This window comes from Sporolactobacillus laevolacticus DSM 442, from assembly GCF_000497245.1.
In the GTDB taxonomy this organism is placed as follows: Bacteria; Bacillota; Bacilli; order Bacillales; family Sporolactobacillaceae; genus Sporolactobacillus; species Sporolactobacillus laevolacticus.
Genome location: NZ_AWTC01000004.1, coordinates 97,883 through 116,674, shown reverse-complemented (window position 1 = coordinate 116,674; position 18,792 = coordinate 97,883). Strand labels below are relative to the sequence as shown.

Annotated in this window: 22 protein-coding genes and 1 riboswitch; of the genes, 7 read left to right on the top strand and 15 right to left on the bottom strand. The window is 42.5% G+C overall.

Annotated features, from left to right (window positions below; genetic code table 11):
- Positions 1-137: 137 nt before the first annotated feature.
- A complete protein-coding gene (gene htpX / locus P343_RS24460) occupies positions 138-1,028 on the bottom strand; it encodes a zinc metalloprotease HtpX (RefSeq protein ID WP_023509400.1) in 891 nt (296 codons plus the stop codon).
- A gap of 12 nt (positions 1,029-1,040) precedes the next feature.
- Complete coding sequence (locus P343_RS24455) at positions 1,041-1,586, bottom strand: LemA family protein (RefSeq protein ID WP_023509399.1); 546 nt, start codon at positions 1,584-1,586, stop codon at positions 1,041-1,043.
- 327 nt (positions 1,587-1,913) lie between these two features.
- Here P343_RS24455 and P343_RS0118585 point away from each other — a divergent pair, with 327 nt between their 5' ends.
- Positions 1,914-2,780: a DUF1643 domain-containing protein gene (locus tag P343_RS0118585; RefSeq protein ID WP_023509398.1), complete on the top strand. Its 867-nt coding sequence runs from the start codon at positions 1,914-1,916 to the stop codon at positions 2,778-2,780.
- An 86-nt stretch (positions 2,781-2,866) separates the two neighbouring features.
- Here the strand turns inward: P343_RS0118585 and P343_RS24450 are convergent, their stop codons facing one another.
- Positions 2,867-3,643, bottom strand: coding sequence for a tyrosine-protein phosphatase (locus P343_RS24450; protein WP_023509397.1), 777 nt, complete (start codon positions 3,641-3,643; stop codon positions 2,867-2,869).
- A gap of 597 nt (positions 3,644-4,240) precedes the next feature.
- Here P343_RS24450 and P343_RS24445 point away from each other — a divergent pair.
- On the top strand, positions 4,241-4,927 hold the full coding sequence (locus P343_RS24445) for a tyrosine-protein phosphatase (protein WP_023509396.1): 687 nt from the start codon (positions 4,241-4,243) through the stop codon (positions 4,925-4,927).
- Between the two features lie 48 nt (positions 4,928-4,975).
- A complete protein-coding gene (locus P343_RS24440) occupies positions 4,976-5,182 on the top strand; it encodes a hypothetical protein (RefSeq protein ID WP_023509395.1) in 207 nt (68 codons plus the stop codon).
- A 109-nt stretch (positions 5,183-5,291) separates the two neighbouring features.
- On the opposite strand, the gene P343_RS24435 is transcribed toward P343_RS24440, so the two are convergent.
- Positions 5,292-6,734: a purple acid phosphatase family protein gene (locus P343_RS24435; RefSeq protein ID WP_152525262.1), complete on the bottom strand. Its 1,443-nt coding sequence runs from the start codon at positions 6,732-6,734 to the stop codon at positions 5,292-5,294.
- A 338-nt stretch (positions 6,735-7,072) separates the two neighbouring features.
- On the opposite strand from P343_RS24435, the gene P343_RS24430 reads away from it, so the two are divergent.
- Positions 7,073-7,714: an alpha/beta hydrolase gene (locus P343_RS24430; protein ID WP_023509393.1), complete on the top strand. Its 642-nt coding sequence runs from the start codon at positions 7,073-7,075 to the stop codon at positions 7,712-7,714.
- A gap of 205 nt (positions 7,715-7,919) precedes the next feature.
- On the opposite strand, the gene P343_RS24425 is transcribed toward P343_RS24430, so the two are convergent.
- From P343_RS24425 to P343_RS24410, 4 genes are all read right to left on the bottom strand, one after another.
- Complete coding sequence (locus tag P343_RS24425; protein ID WP_023509392.1) at positions 7,920-8,861, bottom strand: coiled-coil domain-containing protein; 942 nt, start codon at positions 8,859-8,861, stop codon at positions 7,920-7,922.
- Positions 8,862-8,892: 31 nt separating this feature from the next.
- Positions 8,893-9,618, bottom strand: coding sequence for an HAD-IA family hydrolase (locus P343_RS24420; RefSeq protein ID WP_023509391.1), 726 nt, complete (start codon positions 9,616-9,618; stop codon positions 8,893-8,895).
- 68 nt (positions 9,619-9,686) lie between these two features.
- Positions 9,687-10,094, bottom strand: coding sequence for a GNAT family N-acetyltransferase (locus P343_RS24415; RefSeq protein ID WP_023509390.1), 408 nt, complete (start codon positions 10,092-10,094; stop codon positions 9,687-9,689).
- A 57-nt stretch (positions 10,095-10,151) separates the two neighbouring features.
- On the bottom strand, positions 10,152-10,703 hold the full coding sequence (locus P343_RS24410; RefSeq protein WP_023509389.1) for a GNAT family N-acetyltransferase: 552 nt from the start codon (positions 10,701-10,703) through the stop codon (positions 10,152-10,154).
- 97 nt (positions 10,704-10,800) lie between these two features.
- On the opposite strand from P343_RS24410, the gene P343_RS24405 reads away from it, so the two are divergent.
- Positions 10,801-11,244: a hypothetical protein gene (locus tag P343_RS24405; protein WP_023509388.1), complete on the top strand. Its 444-nt coding sequence runs from the start codon at positions 10,801-10,803 to the stop codon at positions 11,242-11,244.
- 115 nt (positions 11,245-11,359) lie between these two features.
- Here P343_RS24405 and P343_RS24400 read toward each other — a convergent pair whose 3' ends face one another.
- From P343_RS24400 to P343_RS24390, 3 genes are all read right to left on the bottom strand, one after another.
- On the bottom strand, positions 11,360-12,181 hold the full coding sequence (locus tag P343_RS24400) for an MBL fold metallo-hydrolase (protein ID WP_023509387.1): 822 nt from the start codon (positions 12,179-12,181) through the stop codon (positions 11,360-11,362).
- Between the two features lie 121 nt (positions 12,182-12,302).
- Positions 12,303-12,409: riboswitch (guanidine-I (ykkC/yxkD leader) on the bottom strand.
- Positions 12,410-12,419: 10 nt separating this feature from the next.
- Positions 12,420-13,592 (bottom strand): tryptophan synthase subunit beta, encoded by a 1,173-nt coding sequence (trpB, locus tag P343_RS24395; protein ID WP_023509386.1) that lies wholly within the window; start codon positions 13,590-13,592, stop codon positions 12,420-12,422.
- A 150-nt stretch (positions 13,593-13,742) separates the two neighbouring features.
- Positions 13,743-14,120, bottom strand: a complete 378-nt coding sequence (locus tag P343_RS24390) for a DUF2500 domain-containing protein (RefSeq protein ID WP_023509385.1) — start codon at positions 14,118-14,120, stop codon at positions 13,743-13,745.
- 178 nt (positions 14,121-14,298) lie between these two features.
- Between P343_RS24390 and P343_RS24385 the strand changes: the two genes are divergently transcribed.
- A complete protein-coding gene (locus P343_RS24385) occupies positions 14,299-15,177 on the top strand; it encodes a cation diffusion facilitator family transporter (protein ID WP_023509384.1) in 879 nt (292 codons plus the stop codon).
- Positions 15,178-15,186: 9 nt separating this feature from the next.
- Here the strand turns inward: P343_RS24385 and P343_RS24380 are convergent, their stop codons facing one another.
- Positions 15,187-15,669, bottom strand: a complete 483-nt coding sequence (locus P343_RS24380) for a GNAT family N-acetyltransferase (protein WP_023509383.1) — start codon at positions 15,667-15,669, stop codon at positions 15,187-15,189.
- A gap of 10 nt (positions 15,670-15,679) precedes the next feature.
- Entirely contained in the window at positions 15,680-16,066 is a 387-nt protein-coding gene (locus P343_RS24375; protein ID WP_236620329.1) for a MerR family transcriptional regulator, read from the bottom strand.
- A gap of 54 nt (positions 16,067-16,120) precedes the next feature.
- On the opposite strand from P343_RS24375, the gene P343_RS24370 reads away from it, so the two are divergent.
- Positions 16,121-16,507 carry a carboxymuconolactone decarboxylase family protein gene (locus P343_RS24370; protein WP_023509381.1) on the top strand — a complete coding sequence of 129 codons (387 nt, stop codon included), beginning with the start codon at positions 16,121-16,123 and terminating at the stop codon, positions 16,505-16,507.
- 44 nt (positions 16,508-16,551) lie between these two features.
- Here P343_RS24370 and aac(6') read toward each other — a convergent pair whose 3' ends face one another.
- Entirely contained in the window at positions 16,552-16,992 is a 441-nt protein-coding gene (aac(6'), locus tag P343_RS24365) for an aminoglycoside 6'-N-acetyltransferase (protein ID WP_023509380.1), read from the bottom strand.
- Between the two features lie 177 nt (positions 16,993-17,169).
- A complete protein-coding gene (locus tag P343_RS24360; protein WP_031263691.1) occupies positions 17,170-18,546 on the bottom strand; it encodes an amino acid permease in 1,377 nt (458 codons plus the stop codon).
- Between the last annotated feature and the right edge of the window lie 246 nt (positions 18,547-18,792).

Sequence of the window (18,792 nt, the reverse complement as noted above, 5' to 3'; positions counted from 1 at the left end):
CTCCCCATCTTCTCTTGTAATTCCCACCTATTTCTGGGTTCTGCTTTTATTTTGAAGCGTCAATAAACACTAAAAACCGCACGGTGTATCCATGCGGCGTATGTTTTCTATTCAAATCTATTAATCTTTCAACCCGTTCACATCGCCCTGAGCCGTTCGATTCTGCTTTCAATTGGCGGATGAGTGGCAAACCAGTTGGTTTTCTTATGCTTTTTGCCAAATGGGTTTGAAATATACATCGAGGCAGTGGCATCTTTTACATGCTTCATGCCTTGGGAATCGCTGCTGATTTTGCTCAGTGCGTTGATTAATCCCTGCGGATCGCGGGTCAGTTCAACGGCTGAAGCATCGGCCAGATATTCACGGTTGCGCGACACCGCTAGCTGGACAAACTGGGCGACGAGCGGCGCGAGGATAATCAGAACAAGCGCAATCACCATAAAAATGGGATTTGATTTTTCATTATTTCGCTTGTTGCCCCGTCCCCCGCCCCAGAAAAACATTCGCTGCCCAATATCGGCAACAATGACAATGACTCCGACGAGCGCGATGCAAAGCGTCATCAACCGGATATCATAATTTCTGATGTGTGAGAACTCATGAGCAGCTACCGCAGCGATTTCTTCGCGATTTAATCGATCCAGCAGGCCGCTGGTGAAAGCGATCACGCTCGATTCCGGCTTCATCCCGGTTGCGAAGGCATTCGGTGACGGATCATCGACAATGTAAATCTTCGGCATCGGCACATTAGCAGCGAGCGCCAGCTCCTCCACAACATTGAACACCATCGGATTGTCACTTTTCTTGATTTCACGTGCACCAGCCATGCCAAGTACCTGCGCACGTGCGCTGGCAAAGGTAATCGGGATATAAAAAGCGAGAACGACTGCTGCGATCACCGGCCCTGAAATGGAATCGCCATTCAAAAAATAGCCAACCGCCCAGCCGATCGCCAATACCAGCAGACAGAAAAACGTGAGTAGAACAAGGGTCTTTCGCTTATTTTGCTGAATTTGTTGATAGAGCATGAGCAGCCTCCATTAAAAGGTAACCTTTGGCACTTCACGATCCGCCTCAGGAATAGTAAGCAACTCTTCTCTTTGAAATCCAAACATTTTGGCAATGATATTGCTCGGGAAAGATTCCCTTTTAATGTTGTAGTCTTTTACCGTTTTGTTATACAGCTGGCGTGAATAAGCCACTTTATTTTCCGTTGTCGCTAGTTCTTCCTGAAGCTGCAGAAAGTTCTGGTTCGCTTTCAAATCCGGATACGATTCTGCCAGTGCGAAGATTGACTTCAATGCGCCTTCAATCTGGTTGTCTGCTTCGATTCGCTCCTGTGGCGTACCGCTGACCAGCTTATTCCGTGCCTCAATTACCTGATTCAGTGTTTCTTTTTCATGTTTTGCATAACCTTTGACCGTTTCAACCAAATTTGGAATCAGGTCATGGCGCCGTTTCAACTGAACATCAATCTGGCTGAACGATTCCTGTACCCAGTTGCGCAGCTTCACCAGACCGTTGTATTGGGCAATAAAGTAAATGACAATAATTACTGCGATTGCAAGAATAATCCACGTCATCATAGGCTTTACTCTCCTTTGCGTGATACAAGTTATACTAAGTATACCATCAACTTCTGACATGTATCAAAATCGCTTGGTAGAAAATATGTCAAACGAAACCAAATATTATTTTAAATTTGTGACCGGTTGCCATGCATGCCAAATCCTCTTTTCCATCATTCAGCATTCATCTAATCCGAAAAATTCATTAAAACTCCAACTTAGACTCCAACCAAGCTTTCAGTACTTTTATGTTCTTTTTTATTATAGATTTCCCGGCTGGAAATTTCGGATGTAAAATGAAACTAAACCGCTTTATCTCAAATAATGTATAGGGGGACAACAACTATGGACTATCCACGGGTTTTCGGCAGATTTATTTTCCGTTTTGGACTCGTCTTCAGAACATCTGCGTACATTCAATGGGGCCATTCAAGTCGTTCACTAGGTTCCGTGCTGATGCTGAATCCAGGATCTGCACAGTTCGCACAAACTGATCCTAATTTAGATACCCAACTAAAAAAATATGGAGCAGCAATGGGACAGATCAAAGCGGACCCAACCTTAGATCAACTAATCAGGTTCGTTGAGAGAATTTATATGGGGCATCCAATAGGAACACTTCAGATCTATAATCTATTTCATTTGCAAGAAACGAGAGCCGAGGATGCTATTAACCATTTTGAACAACTGGTCAACGAAAACAAGATTATGCTGACTGAGTCACTCGTGACTAAAGATGAATTGCAGAGACATCCATGGATGCTTATCGGATGGGGAATCCATTCACAAACATCATGGCATAATCTCCATGAAGCAAAAAAGCTTTGGCAGCAACAAATAGCGGACTCAGGCATACTAGCATTCGGCAAACACAACGGCAAAGGCGATTATTACCACCCATGCCCACAAATTCAATCAAAAAGAGACACTATGTTAAACACTTTGGAGACAATTTTCGAAACAGAAGTAAAGCCATTAATTCCATTTGAAGAACTTATCCAGCACCGTTATACAGTGATGAAATGGAACGGGAAGAACGGATTAGATGCCCAGTACATCATCAGAGATAACACAAATAGAACGCAGAGTCTTATCGCTAAAGGACTTAACCCAGTCTGGTTTCATTTGAATCTGGACAGCGATCCTGCAGTTTCACAATGGCTTAGTAAGCAAAACAGAAGTATTGATGAACTTCAGCAAATCTTTTCGTAACCGAAAGTTAGATATTACGCACCACAATTTTACAAAATAAACAAATACGACCTTTCCATTTTAGGAAAAGCCGTAGATGATGAAACTTATTCAAGGCAGTAATCCTTGATTTTTTCACGCTCAGTGCGTGTAATCCCAAATTCTTTTTCCAAGTATTTGCCGAATTTGCCATAAGTGCTGAAAATCGAATTAATCGATGCATCCAGATACTGTTCGTTCAGCATAAAACCTTCTTCAAATTGTTTCAGTTGCGCTCCGGACACAAATTGCGCGGCTTCTTCAAACAATTCCTGATGATAGGCAACCAAGGTCTTGTTCGAAAGCAGATAATCCTCCATAATCGTTTCAAATGAAACGCCCAGTGTGCGGAGGAGTAGCATCGCACCGACTCCCGTGCGATCACGACCACCCGCACAGTGGTGAAGGACCGGCAAATTTTGTTCCGGCTTTGCAAAAAGATGCATCAGGCGTTTATAGGAAGCATTTTGTATCGGCATCTCTCTGTAAACCTGAGCAAATTTCTCACGCGTGAACGTTTTATAAAAGGTTTCCGGATCCCACTCATCTTTGGCGGTTGATTTATCTTGTCCGTTAACGGCCACACGTTCATGCCGTTCATTTCCGATTTGCGGATCGGGTTTCACAACTGCTTCCGCCATGTCACGATAATCATAGATGAGTTTGAGATTCAGCGGCCTAAGATTTGTTTTATCATTGCTGGTCATTCCGGTCAATTCCGCCGAACGGAAGAGTAACCCTTTTTTCACTTTCCGTCCGTCCCGCGCTTTCAATCCCCCCATATCTCGGAAATTGTACACGCCTTCTAAAGGAAGCACACGTTCCATCAATGCGTTATTCTCCATCAGCAGCCCTTCTTCCCATTTACTTTGTGTTTTTCTTTATACAAATAAGATTGTATAAAATATAAAAGATTAGCGGTACCTAGTATAAGAAAAACTAAGGCTTAGCCGGCGTGGAAGACTTGGCTTCGCCAAGTTTTTCTTTATCATATCATAATTTTTGGCTGATATTATTGTGTTAGTACTAAGGTTCTGTCAAACTTTTAATGACAAATCGGTCATATTATGATGCCGTTATCGGATAAATAAAAGCTTTTTTCTGTAGTCTATGCACTTTTCATGAAGACAACTCAGACGATTAAATCAGTCATATTTCATTTCTGCGATGTGGTTTTGATAATGAAACATAAGATCTGCAGAGATTTGATGAATGCGTTACGCTAAAATTGAATTTGAATGTGGATACGAATTTAACTAAATACACCTTCTCCTAAATACGTATGAGGTGATTTAGGTTTGTCAAATTGATATAAGTGTGTAAAAGTAATATTTGAGGTTGTCACGACCATTCAGCAAAAGCACTAACTTTTCGCATCGTAGAAAACTTCGGAAACATAAGTAACATCTATTTAATGAAGAGAAAGGTGAGACTTTATTTCAATGAAACGCATTCCACTTTCGCACACCATGAATACAAGAGATTTAGGCGGTTATCCCGCCGGCAACGGAAAAATGACAGCGTACGCCCGAATTTTGCGCAGTGACGCGCCGCTTGTCTTAAGCATAGAAGATGCTGAAATCCTGAAACAACTAAATGTCACCGCCGCCATTGATTTCCGATCGAAACCGGAAATTGAGAGAAATCCCAGTGCTTTTGAGCTCTCACCCGATTTCGATTATTTTCATTGCCCATTTGCGATTGGCAACCGTGATCCAGGATCTAAAGACGGTGTTCCCGCGCTTTATGGTGAAATCATTTCAGATTTTCCTGCTATAGGCCGGATTATGCGGATCATTGCCGGACAGAAAGGCGCGGTTTTGATCCATTGCGCGGTTGGTAAAGATCGTACAGGTGTCGTTGCTGCCCTTTTGCTCCTCGCAGCCGGTGTCGGTGCGAGTGATATATTAGCTGACTATCAAGTTTCCTACACCTACATAAGACATCTCATTCGCGAAACCAAGAAAAAGAACCCTGAACTTCCCGACTACTATGGACGTTCAGACATGGAGAACATGGAGAAGACATTAATACAGTTTAAAGAAGATTATCACACAATAGACGAGTATCTTGGAAAACTTAACTTAACCACTAATGAGCAAGTAACCATAAAGAACAAACTTTTTTAAATGGATACATCAAGCATTTATACTCCATCCCGATAAAGGAGGATTAGCATGTACGTACTCGAAAAAATATTTAACTTATTGTTCTTCTTTGGCATCCTTTTATTGTTCGGTCGGATATTAACACTTATCTTGCGCTTATTGGATATTCCATTTACAACCTTTTTCAAAGACTATAGCAAAATTTCCTTAATCATTTTAATCTTCGGTATCATCGGCACTGAGTTCGTCAAGAGCAGGAAACGTAATAATGCTTAATAGAGATAGCACAGTTATTCTGCACAAATAGAAAAAACGGCTTAATTGTTAGACAAAAAAAAGGACAGGGCATCCCCCGTCCTACTTGATCATTAAGCTTAGCTTTCGCTTAACGATGCTGTTTTGATTTGCTAGGCTTAGCGTTTTTGCTTTTCTCAATGCCGAACTGATCGACGATATAAGGAGCGCCGCCTTTGATTCGATCTATTTCATAAACCACAACAGTGATGCGGTCTTTCTCAACTTTAACGCTGGTAAAGTTCTGGATGGCTCCGCGAACCGGCCGGGTTGGATCAGTAGGATCCAGACCATATTTCAAGGCATGATTTTCTTCAGCACGTTCGAATTTGCTGTAGAACGCATCGCCAAGTACCGGATCTTGGTTCTTTTTATACACTTTCGGGCCTGCCGTCGCCGGAATAAAGTAGATCGCTCCATCTGGATTTACAGAATACTCAATCGGCTGTCCATTTAACCATTCAGTTATTTTTGTTGGTTGGGTCGCTTGGTTTTCTCCATCTATCGGCTTTGTTCGTGCATAGATATGGTCGTGACCCTGAATCACTAGATCTACGCCCAATTTGCCAATCAATGGCGCAATTTTATTTCTGACCCCGTTTGGATCGATAATATCAGAATCTGTTGCGTGGTTGGATGTTGTATATGGCCCCTTGTGAATCAAGACAACCGTCCATTTTGCACCTGCTGCTTTGGCTTTTTTGATATCCGAAGTCATCCATTTTACCTGGGCTGGTGTAAAGTCACGGTATTCTTCAGAGTCTTCATTCGTATTAAGGACGACAAAATGTGTGTTGCTGTAATTAAAGGAATAATAGGCACCTGTCGTCGTGTCTGTGTTCGAAGCTGCAGGCTTCAAGTTAAAATGGTCGATAAATGCATTGTTTTTGCTTTCGTGGTTTCCGGCTACAGGAACAACCGTAGTATTGCCCCATACATTCTGACTATTATTAATCAGCCAGTCCCATTGGTCTTCAACCACTCCATTGTCAACAAAGTCACCGGTCACGGTCATGAAGTCGTAATCTTTAACTGTTTTCGCAGCCGTATTAAAAGTATCTGCAGCAAGCTTGCCCTCGTCTTCCGTTTTTGCCTGCGGATCTGTTAGCTCGAGGAAGGTGAACGAGCCGTTCTTTTTTGATGTTTTTACAAGTCTCGTTTCACTCCATGTATTCAGCTTTTTATCGCCGACACGATAATAGTATTCGGTGTTCGCTTTTAGTCTCTTCGCTTCAGCTTTGTGGACCCGTTCACCGCTATCATTCGTCGATACATAGCTTGTCCCGGAAAAATTCAACGCTTTTCTAAAATCAGGTTTCTTTTTACCCGTTTTTTTCACAAGTTGTAAATCGCTGCGATCTGATTCTAATGTTGTGTACCAGGAGAATCCCTTGGTCGTTTTGGTATCTCCTGTAAAGGTTGGAATCACTTTTTTCACAATGTGCTCAGGGTTTTCGGCGGAAGCTTGTGTTGAAAAACCCGGAAAAGCGACAAACACTCCTAACATTAAGCAACATGCAGCGACAATAGCCATGACCTGTTTTCCATGCCTGAACTTCAAATTCACCCACTCCTCTGTGATCGATAAGATATTTATCCACAAAGAAAATTGTATCGTTCGAATTTAAATGAGCGGATAACTGAACATATTTTTTTGGTAAATCCTAGGAATAAACTCATAGTCAGAAAGGGAAAATAGCTGATTAATTTAAGATCTCTTTTCCCAGATTAAAAATAGAACGGATCAAGTACATCCAAATTCGAATCATTAGTTATTCGCTTCAAAATTATTTTTCTCAATCTAGGAACAATCATTTGACTTACTTTTTGTTAGTTAATAAGCTATGAGTAACAACAGAAAGAGGTGGGACTATGACCTATTTATATAAGATCAGCAAACCGGAAAACGTTACAAATTCAACACCGATTCTTTTTACTATGCACGGTGTCGGTTCAAATTATTATGACTTGACTATGATTCCCGGAGAAGGCGAGAAAGACTTTGTGCAAATTGATGTTCAGGGTGATCGTCCTTACGGTTCAGGATTCACGTATTATGTGCCTGATTTTTCAAGACAATCAGAGGAAGAAGTCATTAATGGAACATTGAAGGATCTTGATACATTCTTTGATGAAACGGTGAAGGAGGAAAAGCTTTCCTTTAAACAGCCGAGATTTTTTCTTGGCTTCAGCCAAGGAGCGATATTGAGCTTATCCTATAGCCTGCTGTATCCGGAAAAGTCGAACGGTGCCGTTATTTTGAGCGGACGTTTGCCGGACTATGTCGCTGCTGAAGCGGCAAAAAAGACCGTTCTTGATGAGCAACCGTCGTTTTTCATCGGTCATGGCCAATTCGATCCGCTTTTCTCATTGGAAGTTAGCCGGGCGACCAAAGCATTTCTGGAAAGTAAGGGGCTGGAAGCAGCATACCATGAGTACCCAACCGCTCATGGCGTTATCTCGAGTGAAGTCACTGATATCCGAAACTGGCTGCATGTGCAGTTCAAGCAATGAATAAATGCCTCTTCCTGAAATTGTTCATTTTCGGAGGAGGCATTTTTTAACGATGATTTTGAGCTAAGAGATGTAAACTATGGGCATGTAATCTATTTTGTGTAAATGAATGAGTTACGACTTTTCATCGATTGTTACTACTTTTTCCTTATTCGTTACACCTTCAGTATTTTGATATCGTGAGACCAGCTAAGATCAACTGAGTTTATTGCCCGTTTTCAATCAAGGCGACTCTCCGATTTGACACAGCATCACGCTGTCCTTTAAGTTTCGTGATCTGCTCATCCAACCTGCCTAACAAATCATTTGTTTTTTGCAATACGTTCCTTGTTTGCGACTCCGAATCCTGAATCTTGCTGTGTACTATCCAATCCATCAGAAAACCATCAAAGAAGTAATCAGCAAAGGTGAGCAAGCTTCCCGTGTCAAGATCCGCCAGAGCACCGTCACCAACATCATTTAATTCACTTTCAAAACGGCGTAATGCCTGCTGCGCGTCATGAATATCATCCTGAGCGTCATTCATTTTTCCGCGTTTCATCGCTGTCGTCAGTGCTCCTCCGCCAAGCATGTCCCAAGTCGACAGATTTTCAGCGCTGCCCAAGGATTTCAGTGCATGTTCCAGCGAGTTGCGTGCTTGGTTTCCCGCCTCGATTGCTTCCACATATTCTTTAATCGTTGCTCGAAGGTCCGCCTCTTGGTTGACCAATACATAAATCTCGGCGCTGAGCGGCGACTGTTCATCATGAATGAGCTGCTCTTTTTGTTCCATCCACTCGGTATAATCTTCATCCGCATGCTGAACCGTTTCAAGTTGGTTGCGGAGCTCGGCAAGCTCTTTTTTCATATCTTCCGCTGTTCGTAAAGCTTCTTGATATTTCAACTCTGCGGCAATCGCTTCCTGTTTCTCTTGATCCATCTTTTCAAGCTTACGCCCAATTAATGTATACAGTATTGCGGAAACACTAAACGAGTCCAGTTTCACCACATCTTTTTCTTCTTTGTCCAGAATCTTCTTCAGCATGTTCAGCTTGATTTCTTGTTGCTCCGCTTCATCCTCTAACCGGCCGAGCTGATCTTCCCACTTTCTTTTGCTTCTCAACTGTTCTTTGATCTCCTGAAGTTCCTTGTCGAATCGTTCAAACATCGAATCGCCTCCCTCGTTTTTATCAAAAAATTTATCGCTGGTTCAACCTCTTCATCACTCCGTAAAAATCACGGACTATGGAGACTTCCTTTTTAAACAGCTTCCTGTATGTGTACATCCGCCAATCTCTCAGCATACGCAGCGAGCGAATTCCCAATTGTTCCGCACCCTCACAGTTTCGAAGACTGTCATCGATAAAAAGAGCTTCCTCAGGAGCCACCTCCAACTCGTTCAATGCCTGTCGGTACATCATCGGATTCGGTTTGGTTACCCCTACTTTTGATGAGATGATAAAGGATGAAAAATAGTCTCTCATCCCCGCTTCGACAAACACGGGTTCTAGTGACGGCCACGCATCTGAGACAACGGCCAGCTTGAACGATTTGCTGAGCCCAGGCAGGCACTGAAGAACATCATTAAAAAATGCATACTTTTTCCTGTTATAGACGAGGTCTTCCGCAAGCGCTTGAACCTTCATTTCATCTAAATCTAGTTCCGGAAGACTTTGAGAAAATAAAGAATAGAAATGAATAAAATGTGCGTACTCTTCCTCTTCATTTTGAATGAGCGATTGCTGACTGATGTATTGAGAAGCACGATGGAAAGCATTTTGCCGTTTACTCGATGAAATGGATTGAAACGTCTTTCGATCAACGTAAGTATAGAATTTGGGGGAAATGAACCAATGTCCGGAAGCAGGTCCATTCAGCACTCGGCCAGAATCAATGAGCAGTGCTTTTATCGCATGACCAGACATAAAGACACCTCTTAAATAAATGTGATCTGATTTAGTCTATGATTTTAAATGATCATCTATTTAACAATCTATAGGAACAGCTGCATACCTGGCCCTTCATCAGGGCGTCTTTTAAAGCCAAATCTTTCATAGAATGATTGTTTTCCAATGGCGCTTGATAATTGTATCCAGTGCATGCCTTGTGATCGGCAATGATCGATAAGACGGCGAACGATTTCCGAACCAATGCCCATGTGCTGGCAGGACGGATGGACAATCAGGTCGCAAAGAAATGTCTGGTAAACGCCATCTGAAATCAGGCGGGCAAACCCAATCAATTGCTGATTATCGTTATAAACGCAAAGGATATGCCAACTATTCCCGATCGCCCGGAAAAGCTGTTCTTCGCTGTATGTGCCTTCATCATTCCATCCTGTAGTCTGATACAAGTGATAAAAGGCTTTTGACGAAGGCTGATCGTTGCTAAAACTGTTCACTCTTTGTCCTCCTCCTACTGTAACTATTAATAACTTACCGCATATAATAGGCGTTCATTATTCGTCTTCTTTATTCCATTCCGACGCCAGCATGCCGTACACGACGTGATCAACATAGTGATCATAGAGCCATTCCGCCTGACGAATGGTGCCTTCTTGTGAAAATCCGAGTTTTTCAGGCACATGGCGGCTTTTCTGATTTCCTGAGGCCGCTCTGATCTCTACTTTGTTCATATTCAACTCATTGATCGCATAATCGGTCAACTCACCGGCAGACCGTGTCATTAACCCTTTCCCCTGATACTTCTCACCAAGCCAATAACCAATCTGCGCCGTTCGATTCATTCGGTTTATCTCGTTGAATCCGGCAATTCCGGCAATTTCACCCTTATAGAGGATTACGGTTGTCATACTACGACTTTCGCCAAATCCGCGCAACGTTGCTTGAATAAATGCGCGTGTATCGTCCACAGTCTTTGTAAAATCCAGCCAGGGCAACCATTCACGCAAATAGGTTCGCGACTGATCGGTCAACTCAAAAATTCGCTCCGCATCCCCTAAATCAATCAATTTCAGAGACAGGTCATCATCGATTTTATGAACAAACACCCCGATCACCTCTTCATTATTTTTTCTATTGTATCATTCATTTAAGGAATAGATGGGTTAGAATGGAAAAAACAAGGATAAATAATGGAGGGATTTGATGAAAAAGTTTTGGTTTGTCCCCGTATTCATCATGATTTTGTTTATGGCAGTCACCGGATGCTCTCGTGAAAAAACACCTCCGGAAGCGGTCATTAAGATTAATCACATCCAGGTAGAAGCTGCAAAAGGTACTTATGAATGGCAATACGGATTCCTGTATCATAGCGCTCTTGTCGCTGATGCAACCTCCCCATCTGTCATTGCAAAGCATTTAACACCTCTTACCGTTCATCTAGGTGCAATCGCAAAAATCAGTTTTTCTAATCACTCCCATCCTCACCTATACGCACACATATGGGAAAATGACCGTGAGGGAAAAAAGCTGTTTATCAAACAGAATCAACTTACCTTGCCGTCAGAACCGGGTCGTTATGTGATCTTGCTACATGCGCGTTGGCCCCATGGCAACTCAGATTATGTTTTCTCTGTAGATGTTCATTGAAATAAACATGCTGCGTTTCTTTTTGAGAAACCAGCCGCTTTAGCCAATTGATGAGGATCGCATTAAATTAAGAAGAAAACGAATAAAAACATAGTGTTCTTTTCATGACTCAAGTTTATACCTCGATTTCTTTTTTCAATAGCAATTGATTTTCCTGATGAACCTTTTTCATCGTCGTTGGAAATTTGTATCCAGCAATCAATTGATCTATTGCGGCTTGATTGTTTTGTTTAATAAACCGCCGCATTGCGCGTATATAGTTCAACGAATCCAATTGTCTTTTTTTCATCTCCTGTTTGTCTTTTGTTAAGCTGCCGTGTCCCGGTATCAGAAGCTGAATATCAAAGGTGTTCAGTAGTTCATCTAGTTTTAAAACGGTTGTTTCATAGAGTCCGCCGCTGTAATCAATATAAGGAATTTCAACATCACAAAAATAGTCACCGGCTAGCAGAATACCCAATGGTTCAATTACGGTAAACATCCCGTCATCGTTGTGGCCGGGCGCATTGTAAAAAGTTAACGTCAATCCGCCAAGCATTACTGTTTCCCCGTCATTCTCAAATGAAACATCCACTTGTGGAAAAACGAGTTCATAGTTTCTAGATAAATAGAATTCGTCATCGAACGATTCGATTGCTGTCAAAATGTTGCTTTTCTTTTCTTGATTACTGTTTGCAAAGGCACTGCTTGCGATTACCTTGGCATCCGGAAAAGCTTTATAACCTAAAATGTGGTCATAATCTGAGTGTGTGAATAATAAATATAATGTTCTTTGCCCTAAAATCTTATAAACATATGCTCTTATTTCTTCTACTTCTTGCGGCAGCCAATTTGGATCGACAACCATTACCATTTCTTCTGTTTTTATTACAACACTCACAGTCTCTTGCAGACAACTGCGGAAGACACTGATTTGATCGTTTGAATGGATAAGCATCTCATGTTCCTCCTGCACCTTTTTATAGACTCTGTTATTGGATCGTGTTGATCAGCACGAAATTTTCAGATTAAGTTACCGTTCCAATTTATACAAAAAGCCCGAGAGAATGTATCGACCATTCTCCCGGGCTTTTATCCCTCCGTGTGACCCTTACCTAAATAGGATCATCTTCTCTCGGTCCAGGCTTATTTTTTTGTCAATAACGGAACCCTAGAAGCTATTTCGTATTTATTTTTCAATCTTGATTTAACATATCATAGACTTGCTTCACATCTTTATCGCCGCGGCCGGACAGGTTAACAATAATACTCTCGTCCCTAGGCAACGTCTTCGCCAGCTTCATCGCATAGGCAACGGCATGCGCACTTTCCAATGCCGGAATGATTCCTTCCACTTTGGAAAGTGTCAAGAACGCATCAAGTGCTTCCTTACCGGTAACCGTTACGTATTCACCGCGACCCGAAGCCTTTAGATAGCTGTGTTCCGGTCCGACACCGGGATAATCCAGTCCGGCGGCAATTGAGAACGTTGGTTTCGGGTTATTATTTTCATCAACAAGCGCATAGCATTTGAATCCGTGAATAACGGCAGGCACGCCTTCTGCGATACTTGCCGCTTCAGTAGGTTCTACGCCTACAAGGCGGACAATCGGCTCATCAATATAATGTGCGAATGCGCCGATCGCATTGCTTCCCCCACCGACACAGGCAACGACTGCTGCCGGAAGCTTGCCTTCCTTCTCCAGAATCTGGCGTTTGGATTCTTCACTGATCACCGATTGAAAATGGTGTACGATTGTCGGGTAAGGATGCGGACCAACAGCTGAACCAAGCAAATAGAATGTTGTTTCATGATTCCGCACCAAATCGCCCAGTGCTTCATCAACCGCATCTTTCAAACGACCTTGACCTTTTTCCACCGGCACCACTTCCGCACCAAGTAGCTCCATTCGGAAAACATTCAAAGCCTGTCGCTCCGTATCGTATTTGCCCATATAGATTGTACAAGGCAATCCGAACAGGGCGGCAACAGTCGCTGTCGCAACACCATGCTGGCCGGCTCCTGTTTCGGCAATAATCCTTTTCGCGCCCATCCGTTTCGCAAGCAAAATCTGGCCAATAGTGTTATTAATCTTGTGTGCCCCTGTATGATTCAAATCTTCTCTTTTCAGATAGATTTTCGCGCCGCCAACCTGTTCAGTAAGATTTTTTGCGAACGTCAGCGGATTCTCGCGGCCCACATATTCTTTCAAATAGTAGCGCAACTCTTCGTTAAATTCCGGATCATCCTTGTACTTGTCAAAAGCTTCTGCTATTTTTGACAAGACCTGTTGCAGCTCATCCGGTACATAGCTTCCTCCGAATTCCCCGAATGTTCCTGCCGCTACCACACCTGTACTTTTACTCAACTCTACTCAGCTCCCTATGTTCTCGTACTCGCCCTCTGACGTGTACCGAAAATGTAGTGCCCCATAAGTTTCCATTAAAAGCAAAATGAAGTCAAGGATATTTTTTGGACTGACACAAATTTTCCAAACATTTTTAACAACGGCGATTTTTTAAACATCTGATCTTTGATCCGTCGATCTCTGAAAATCCAAATACCTCGTTCCTTGAAACTGCAGCGTTCCTTGATCACCTTCAGCCATTAATCCGTAAGCCTGACCGCTCACCTTTAATTCCATCCGATCGCCACTTGCAACCTCAAAGGTGACATAATAATGGGTGGATACCGCTGTCTGATTGCCACCTGATGTTCTTGTTCTTTTTCCTGCGACAGTTGCCTCAACATTCAGGCGCGGCTGTTGATTATTAGAGGACCAAGTCATTATATTTCTTATCAATGTGATGACGACAATCGCAAGGATGATTACAAAAACAATGACGAAGAAGACAGGCATGCCATCAAAAAAGGTACCAAAAGGGCTATCAAACATCGAAAAACCTCCGAGAATAGATTTTCTGCGTTTTACTGAATCAAACGCGCTGTATTTCAACATTTTATGACGATACTGCTCGTGTACATATCATTTCATTACGTAACTGTTTTTCCGTATTATCTTAGATAGGTTATCATAATTGTAGGACGAAGAGACAAAGCAGGTGACACGAACAATGATTCAAGATAAATATTTGAATTTAAAATTAAGCGAGCGCGGCGCGATCATCAGCATTGCCGCTTATCTCTGCCTGTCCGTGCTTAAATTATTTATTGGTTTTACCATGGAATCACGAGCACTTCGCGCCGACGGTTTTAATAATGTGACGGACATTGTCGCATCTGTCGCCGTACTGATCGGATTACGGCTTTCACAGCGGCCGGCAGATAGTGATCATCCCTATGGGCATTGGAAAAGCGAAACGATTGCCTCACTTTTTACCTCATTTGTAATGATGGCGGTCGGCATTCAGGTCTTATTTGACAGTGGAAAATCATTAATTGCCGGACATGAGGAAACACCGGATATTTTATCGGCTTGGATCGGCTTGTTCTGCGCGGTTGTCATGTTTGCCGTTTATCGGTACAACAAAAACTTATCCATGAAGACAAACAGCGCATCTGTCATGGCCGCAGCAAAAGATAACTTATCCGATGCTTGGGTCAGCGTCGGCGCGAGTGTCGGTATTTTTGGCGCGCAGCTTCATCTTCCGTGGCTTGACTCGGTCATTGCCTTGCTGATCGGGCTTCTAATTTGCAAGACGGCTTGGGACATTTTCAGAGAATCATCTTATAACTTATCTGATGGTTTTGACGACACACTCCTAGACTCGTTTAATCGGATTGTCCTTTCGGTTAAAGGAGTTGAAGGCGTCCGTGATATCCGCGGCAGAACGTACGGCAACAATATGGTTATCGACCTTGTCATCCTTGTCGATCCAAATATGGGGCTCAAAGAAGCACACAAGATTTCCTCACAAGTGGAAGATGTGCTGATGGAAAAGTATGATGTCTTTGATGTGCACGTTCATGTAGAGCCAAGCGAAAAGAGCTGACCGGTATGATCAATCGGACAGCTTTTTTAATAGTTTTGCATAAACTCCTTGCTCATCTTTTCCTTGAAACAGCACGTGTGTAAACCCTTTTTTCTTATATAGGTTCCTCGCGATCACATTGTCCAAATCCACACCAATGGACATTTCTTTATAGCCCAATCTCTGTGAATAGTCGACCAGAAAATCAATCATGGCGCTTCCTATTCCACGATGACGATAGGTGTCCTTTACAATCAGCCTTGAACAATAGACACGCTGATTATCAATGGTATAATCGGGATCTTGCATGTTGAAAACAATTGATCCTTCAGCTATGTATGTATCGCCTTCAACATAGACAAACGTCTCCCTATTCCCTGTTTGTAATTCACGATAAAATTTTTCAGCTAATTTGTTCTGCTTTTCCATATCCCAAATGGACGCGCACTTTTTAAAATCTTCAATTTTTAGCTTCCGGATCTCTCCTTTTGACCGTTCATAGCCCCCAATCATGTACTTATCATCATCTTCGCTCTTCGATGGCTTCTTTGTAAATATTTATTTTGTTATTAAGATGCAGAATATTTTGTTCAAGTTTTTCTTTTTCTTTATAGATGAAACGTTGATGGTCTAGAAGCAGGTCGAGTCTCTTTTCCAAGGTGCTGTCTCCTTCGTACCTCAGGCGCGCATATGCCTTGATCTGACTGATCGGCATCGCCGTTTCTTTTAACCTTAGTATAAATTCAATCCAATCAATGTCTTTCTCACTATAAACACGCCGATTATTTAAGTCTCTTTCTGGAAAAATCAATCCTTCTTTTTCGTAATAACGCAGTGTATCAGCACTTAAACCGGTTATTTTTGTAAAAGTTCCGATCGAATAAACCACAGACGACACTCCTCTTGACATGGAGTATACTCCAATATATATGCTTCATTATATCAACTTTAGGAGATGAAGCATATGGAAGACAAAACACGTTTTGAACGGGGACTTGAGAAATTGGCGGAAGTGGATGGAGCGGTTGGCGATCAAGTCATACAAAACTTGAAGGAAATTGCCCCTGATTTAGGCAGGTTCATTATTGAATTTGCTTTTGGAGACATTTACACCCGGCCAACTCTGGACCTGAAACAACGAGAATGCATTACCCTAGCCAGCCTTGCAACTCAAGGAGGAACGGAAAACCAGCTTCGGGTACACATCAACGGCGCACTGAACGTCGGACTGACTCCGGAAGAAATCGCCGAAACATTTATTCAATGCGTACCCTACGTTGGATTCCCGAGAGTCCTTAATGCAGTCGCTGTCGCTAAAGAGGTATTCAAAAAAAGAGAACTCATTTCATAATTGTTGCGATGCACCGATTACTTACGTTTGTAATTGGTGCTTTTTTATTTAATATCTTTTATGAAGGAAATAATTCGATTGGCTTCTGAAAAACCTGTTTGAATGTGAAAGTTTAAGCTGCTCTGATTCGCCAGTTCTGTGTCGGAACCCATCTGCCTGCAACCTTTAGCTTTCGCCCATTCCTCACCTGCAGCGATCAATTTTTTCGCAAGCCCCAACATACGAAACTCTTTTTCCACAAAAATGCCTTCAACATAACCAACTGGACTAGAGTTCGCACCTTCTACATAATCATTTCTGATCGAGACGTGGATAAACGCAATATAGTCGTTTTTGTTCCTTATTAAATAATGAACATTCTGATCCGAGTGAAGCTGCTTTCGGCATTCGGCAAGCAAGTCCTCCTTTGTATGGTCCGGCCATAACTTCATTTCTAAGTCCACTAATGCATCAATAGTGTGTTCCGTTGCTTTGATAACGTTCATTTATCTGCACCTTATCGATTTAAGTTTGTAAGCAGGACTTCCACTCTGTTGTATTTTAATTTTACTGCAAACAGGGTAAAATACCACATCGTGATCCGGATACTATTTCCTCTTTTTGTGCGTAAAAAAACTGCCCCTTAAAAGGACAGTCTCTTTCATCTATTCATCTAAAATCAATCAGGATGGACGCTCGCTCTTAGCTTGCTCGGATCCTGATTTAACGAGGAACGAAACGACGATCAGAAAGCCCATGATAATAAAACAGGTGATCGTCCCTACTCGGTTCGCTCCGTTCAGCACGAAGGATAGGAAAATTGCGGACAGTGAAGCCATTCCTAGAATGGTCATATACGGGAATCCGGCCATTTTAAAGAATGGCAGGCGCTCGTAAGAAGGACGCAACTTCAATTCAGCAGCACAAATGGCGATCCACACAAGACAAATCGTAAATCCTGGGATGCTCATCAATTGATTAATGATTTGACCAGGAGCCAGGTATGCCAAGACAATGCCGATGACTAAAAAGCTTGTTGTCAGTGCAATTCCACCGAGCGGCACGCCTCGTTTTGAAAGCTTACGGACAAATTTTGGTGCCTCGCCGCGCTCAGCCATGGAGTAAAGTGTCCGAGTTGTCGCATAGATACCGGAATTGGCTGCGGACAATACGGCAGTCAGGAGCACAAAATTCATTAGATGAGGCACACCTGGAAGGCCGACCGCCTCAAACACTTGAACAAACGGGCTGCTCTGCGTGGCGGACACGCTGCTCCAAGGCATCATGCCACAGATAATGATAATTGGCAGAATGTAGAACATGATTACTCGTGAAACAACACTTTTAATAACCTTCGGCAATACATGCTCCACGTCTTTCGCTTCGGTTACTGTAAGCCCGATCAGTTCAGACCCGCCGTAGGAAAAGATCACGACAAGCAAGGCCTGGATCATGCCGCCAAACCCATGCGGAAAAAATCCACCGTAACCAAAGATATTCTTAACCGGATTGGCAGGGCTTGGAATGATCCCAAATAAAATAAGCACGCCTAAAATAATAAACACAATGATTGCTGCAATTTTAATTCCGGCAAACCAGAATTCAAATTCACCGTAGAGGCTGACTTGAAAAAGGTTAATGCCAACGATAAACAGTCCGCACACCCCTGCTAATACCCATAAAGGCACATGTGGGAACCAATATTCAAGAAAACTTCCTGCAGCTAAAATCTCAACGACCGTAACAATCATCCAGTTAATCCAGTACAACCATCCAATCATGATTGATACACGGAATCCAAAGGCTTTATGCATAAGATGCTGGATGTTCAATCCCGGATAAGCAATCGCCAGTTCTTCCAAAGCGACCATAACAATAAATAAAATGAGCCCACATAACAAGTATGCAATCGTTACACTGGGTCCGGCAATGCTTAATGTATCGCCGCTCCCTTTAAAAATGCCTGTACCGATCATACCGGCCATGGCCATAAGCATAATATGGCGCGGCAGCAATCCACGCCTTAATGTTTCGTTCTTCTCTTCTGTTGCACGCATCATTCTTATATCCTTTCTCTCTGTGTTTCTCGCGAATACGCTTTAAAGCAATAAAGCGACAGGCGAAATAAAAACGCGTTTCAAGCAGTTTCCATGGTTGATTATCCATGAACAGTCTGCCTGAAGTGCGGCATTTCAAATTATAAAGGTTTAAATATGCGTGTCAAGGTAACTCGCCTTCTATTTTTTCCCATTATGAATTCTTTATTGACGCAAAAAAACATAAAGGTGATTCAGACCTACAGCAAC

What these genes read in the sequence shown, in the direction of transcription:
- P343_RS24380 (WP_023509383.1), bottom strand. Translation starts at nt 15,669, where the DNA reads ATGATTGGGGGCTATGAACGGTCAAAAGGAGAGATCCGGAAGCTAAAA.
- P343_RS24420 (WP_023509391.1), bottom strand. Translation starts at nt 9,618, where the DNA reads ATGTCTGGTCATGCGATAAAAGCACTGCTCATTGATTCTGGCCGAGTG.
- P343_RS24435 (WP_152525262.1), bottom strand. Translation starts at nt 6,734, where the DNA reads ATGGCTATTGTCGCTGCATGTTGCTTAATGTTAGGAGTGTTTGTCGCT.
- P343_RS24430 (WP_023509393.1), top strand. Translation starts at nt 7,073, where the DNA reads ATGACCTATTTATATAAGATCAGCAAACCGGAAAACGTTACAAATTCA.
- P343_RS24425 (WP_023509392.1), bottom strand. Translation starts at nt 8,861, where the DNA reads ATGTTTGAACGATTCGACAAGGAACTTCAGGAGATCAAAGAACAGTTG.
- htpX (WP_023509400.1), bottom strand. Translation starts at nt 1,028, where the DNA reads ATGCTCTATCAACAAATTCAGCAAAATAAGCGAAAGACCCTTGTTCTA.
- P343_RS24400 (WP_023509387.1), bottom strand. Translation starts at nt 12,181, where the DNA reads ATGCTTATCCATTCAAACGATCAAATCAGTGTCTTCCGCAGTTGTCTG.
- P343_RS24390 (WP_023509385.1), bottom strand. Translation starts at nt 14,120, where the DNA reads ATGTTTGATAGCCCTTTTGGTACCTTTTTTGATGGCATGCCTGTCTTC.
- P343_RS0118585 (WP_023509398.1), top strand. Translation starts at nt 1,914, where the DNA reads ATGGACTATCCACGGGTTTTCGGCAGATTTATTTTCCGTTTTGGACTC.
- P343_RS24360 (WP_031263691.1), bottom strand. Translation starts at nt 18,546, where the DNA reads ATGATGCGTGCAACAGAAGAGAAGAACGAAACATTAAGGCGTGGATTG.
- P343_RS24455 (WP_023509399.1), bottom strand. Translation starts at nt 1,586, where the DNA reads ATGATGACGTGGATTATTCTTGCAATCGCAGTAATTATTGTCATTTAC.
- P343_RS24445 (WP_023509396.1), top strand. Translation starts at nt 4,241, where the DNA reads ATGAAACGCATTCCACTTTCGCACACCATGAATACAAGAGATTTAGGC.
- P343_RS24450 (WP_023509397.1), bottom strand. Translation starts at nt 3,643, where the DNA reads ATGGAGAATAACGCATTGATGGAACGTGTGCTTCCTTTAGAAGGCGTG.
- P343_RS24385 (WP_023509384.1), top strand. Translation starts at nt 14,299, where the DNA reads ATGATTCAAGATAAATATTTGAATTTAAAATTAAGCGAGCGCGGCGCG.
- P343_RS24370 (WP_023509381.1), top strand. Translation starts at nt 16,121, where the DNA reads ATGGAAGACAAAACACGTTTTGAACGGGGACTTGAGAAATTGGCGGAA.
- P343_RS24375 (WP_236620329.1), bottom strand. Translation starts at nt 16,066, where the DNA reads ATGTCAAGAGGAGTGTCGTCTGTGGTTTATTCGATCGGAACTTTTACA.
- P343_RS24405 (WP_023509388.1), top strand. Translation starts at nt 10,801, where the DNA reads ATGAAAAAGTTTTGGTTTGTCCCCGTATTCATCATGATTTTGTTTATG.
- P343_RS24440 (WP_023509395.1), top strand. Translation starts at nt 4,976, where the DNA reads ATGTACGTACTCGAAAAAATATTTAACTTATTGTTCTTCTTTGGCATC.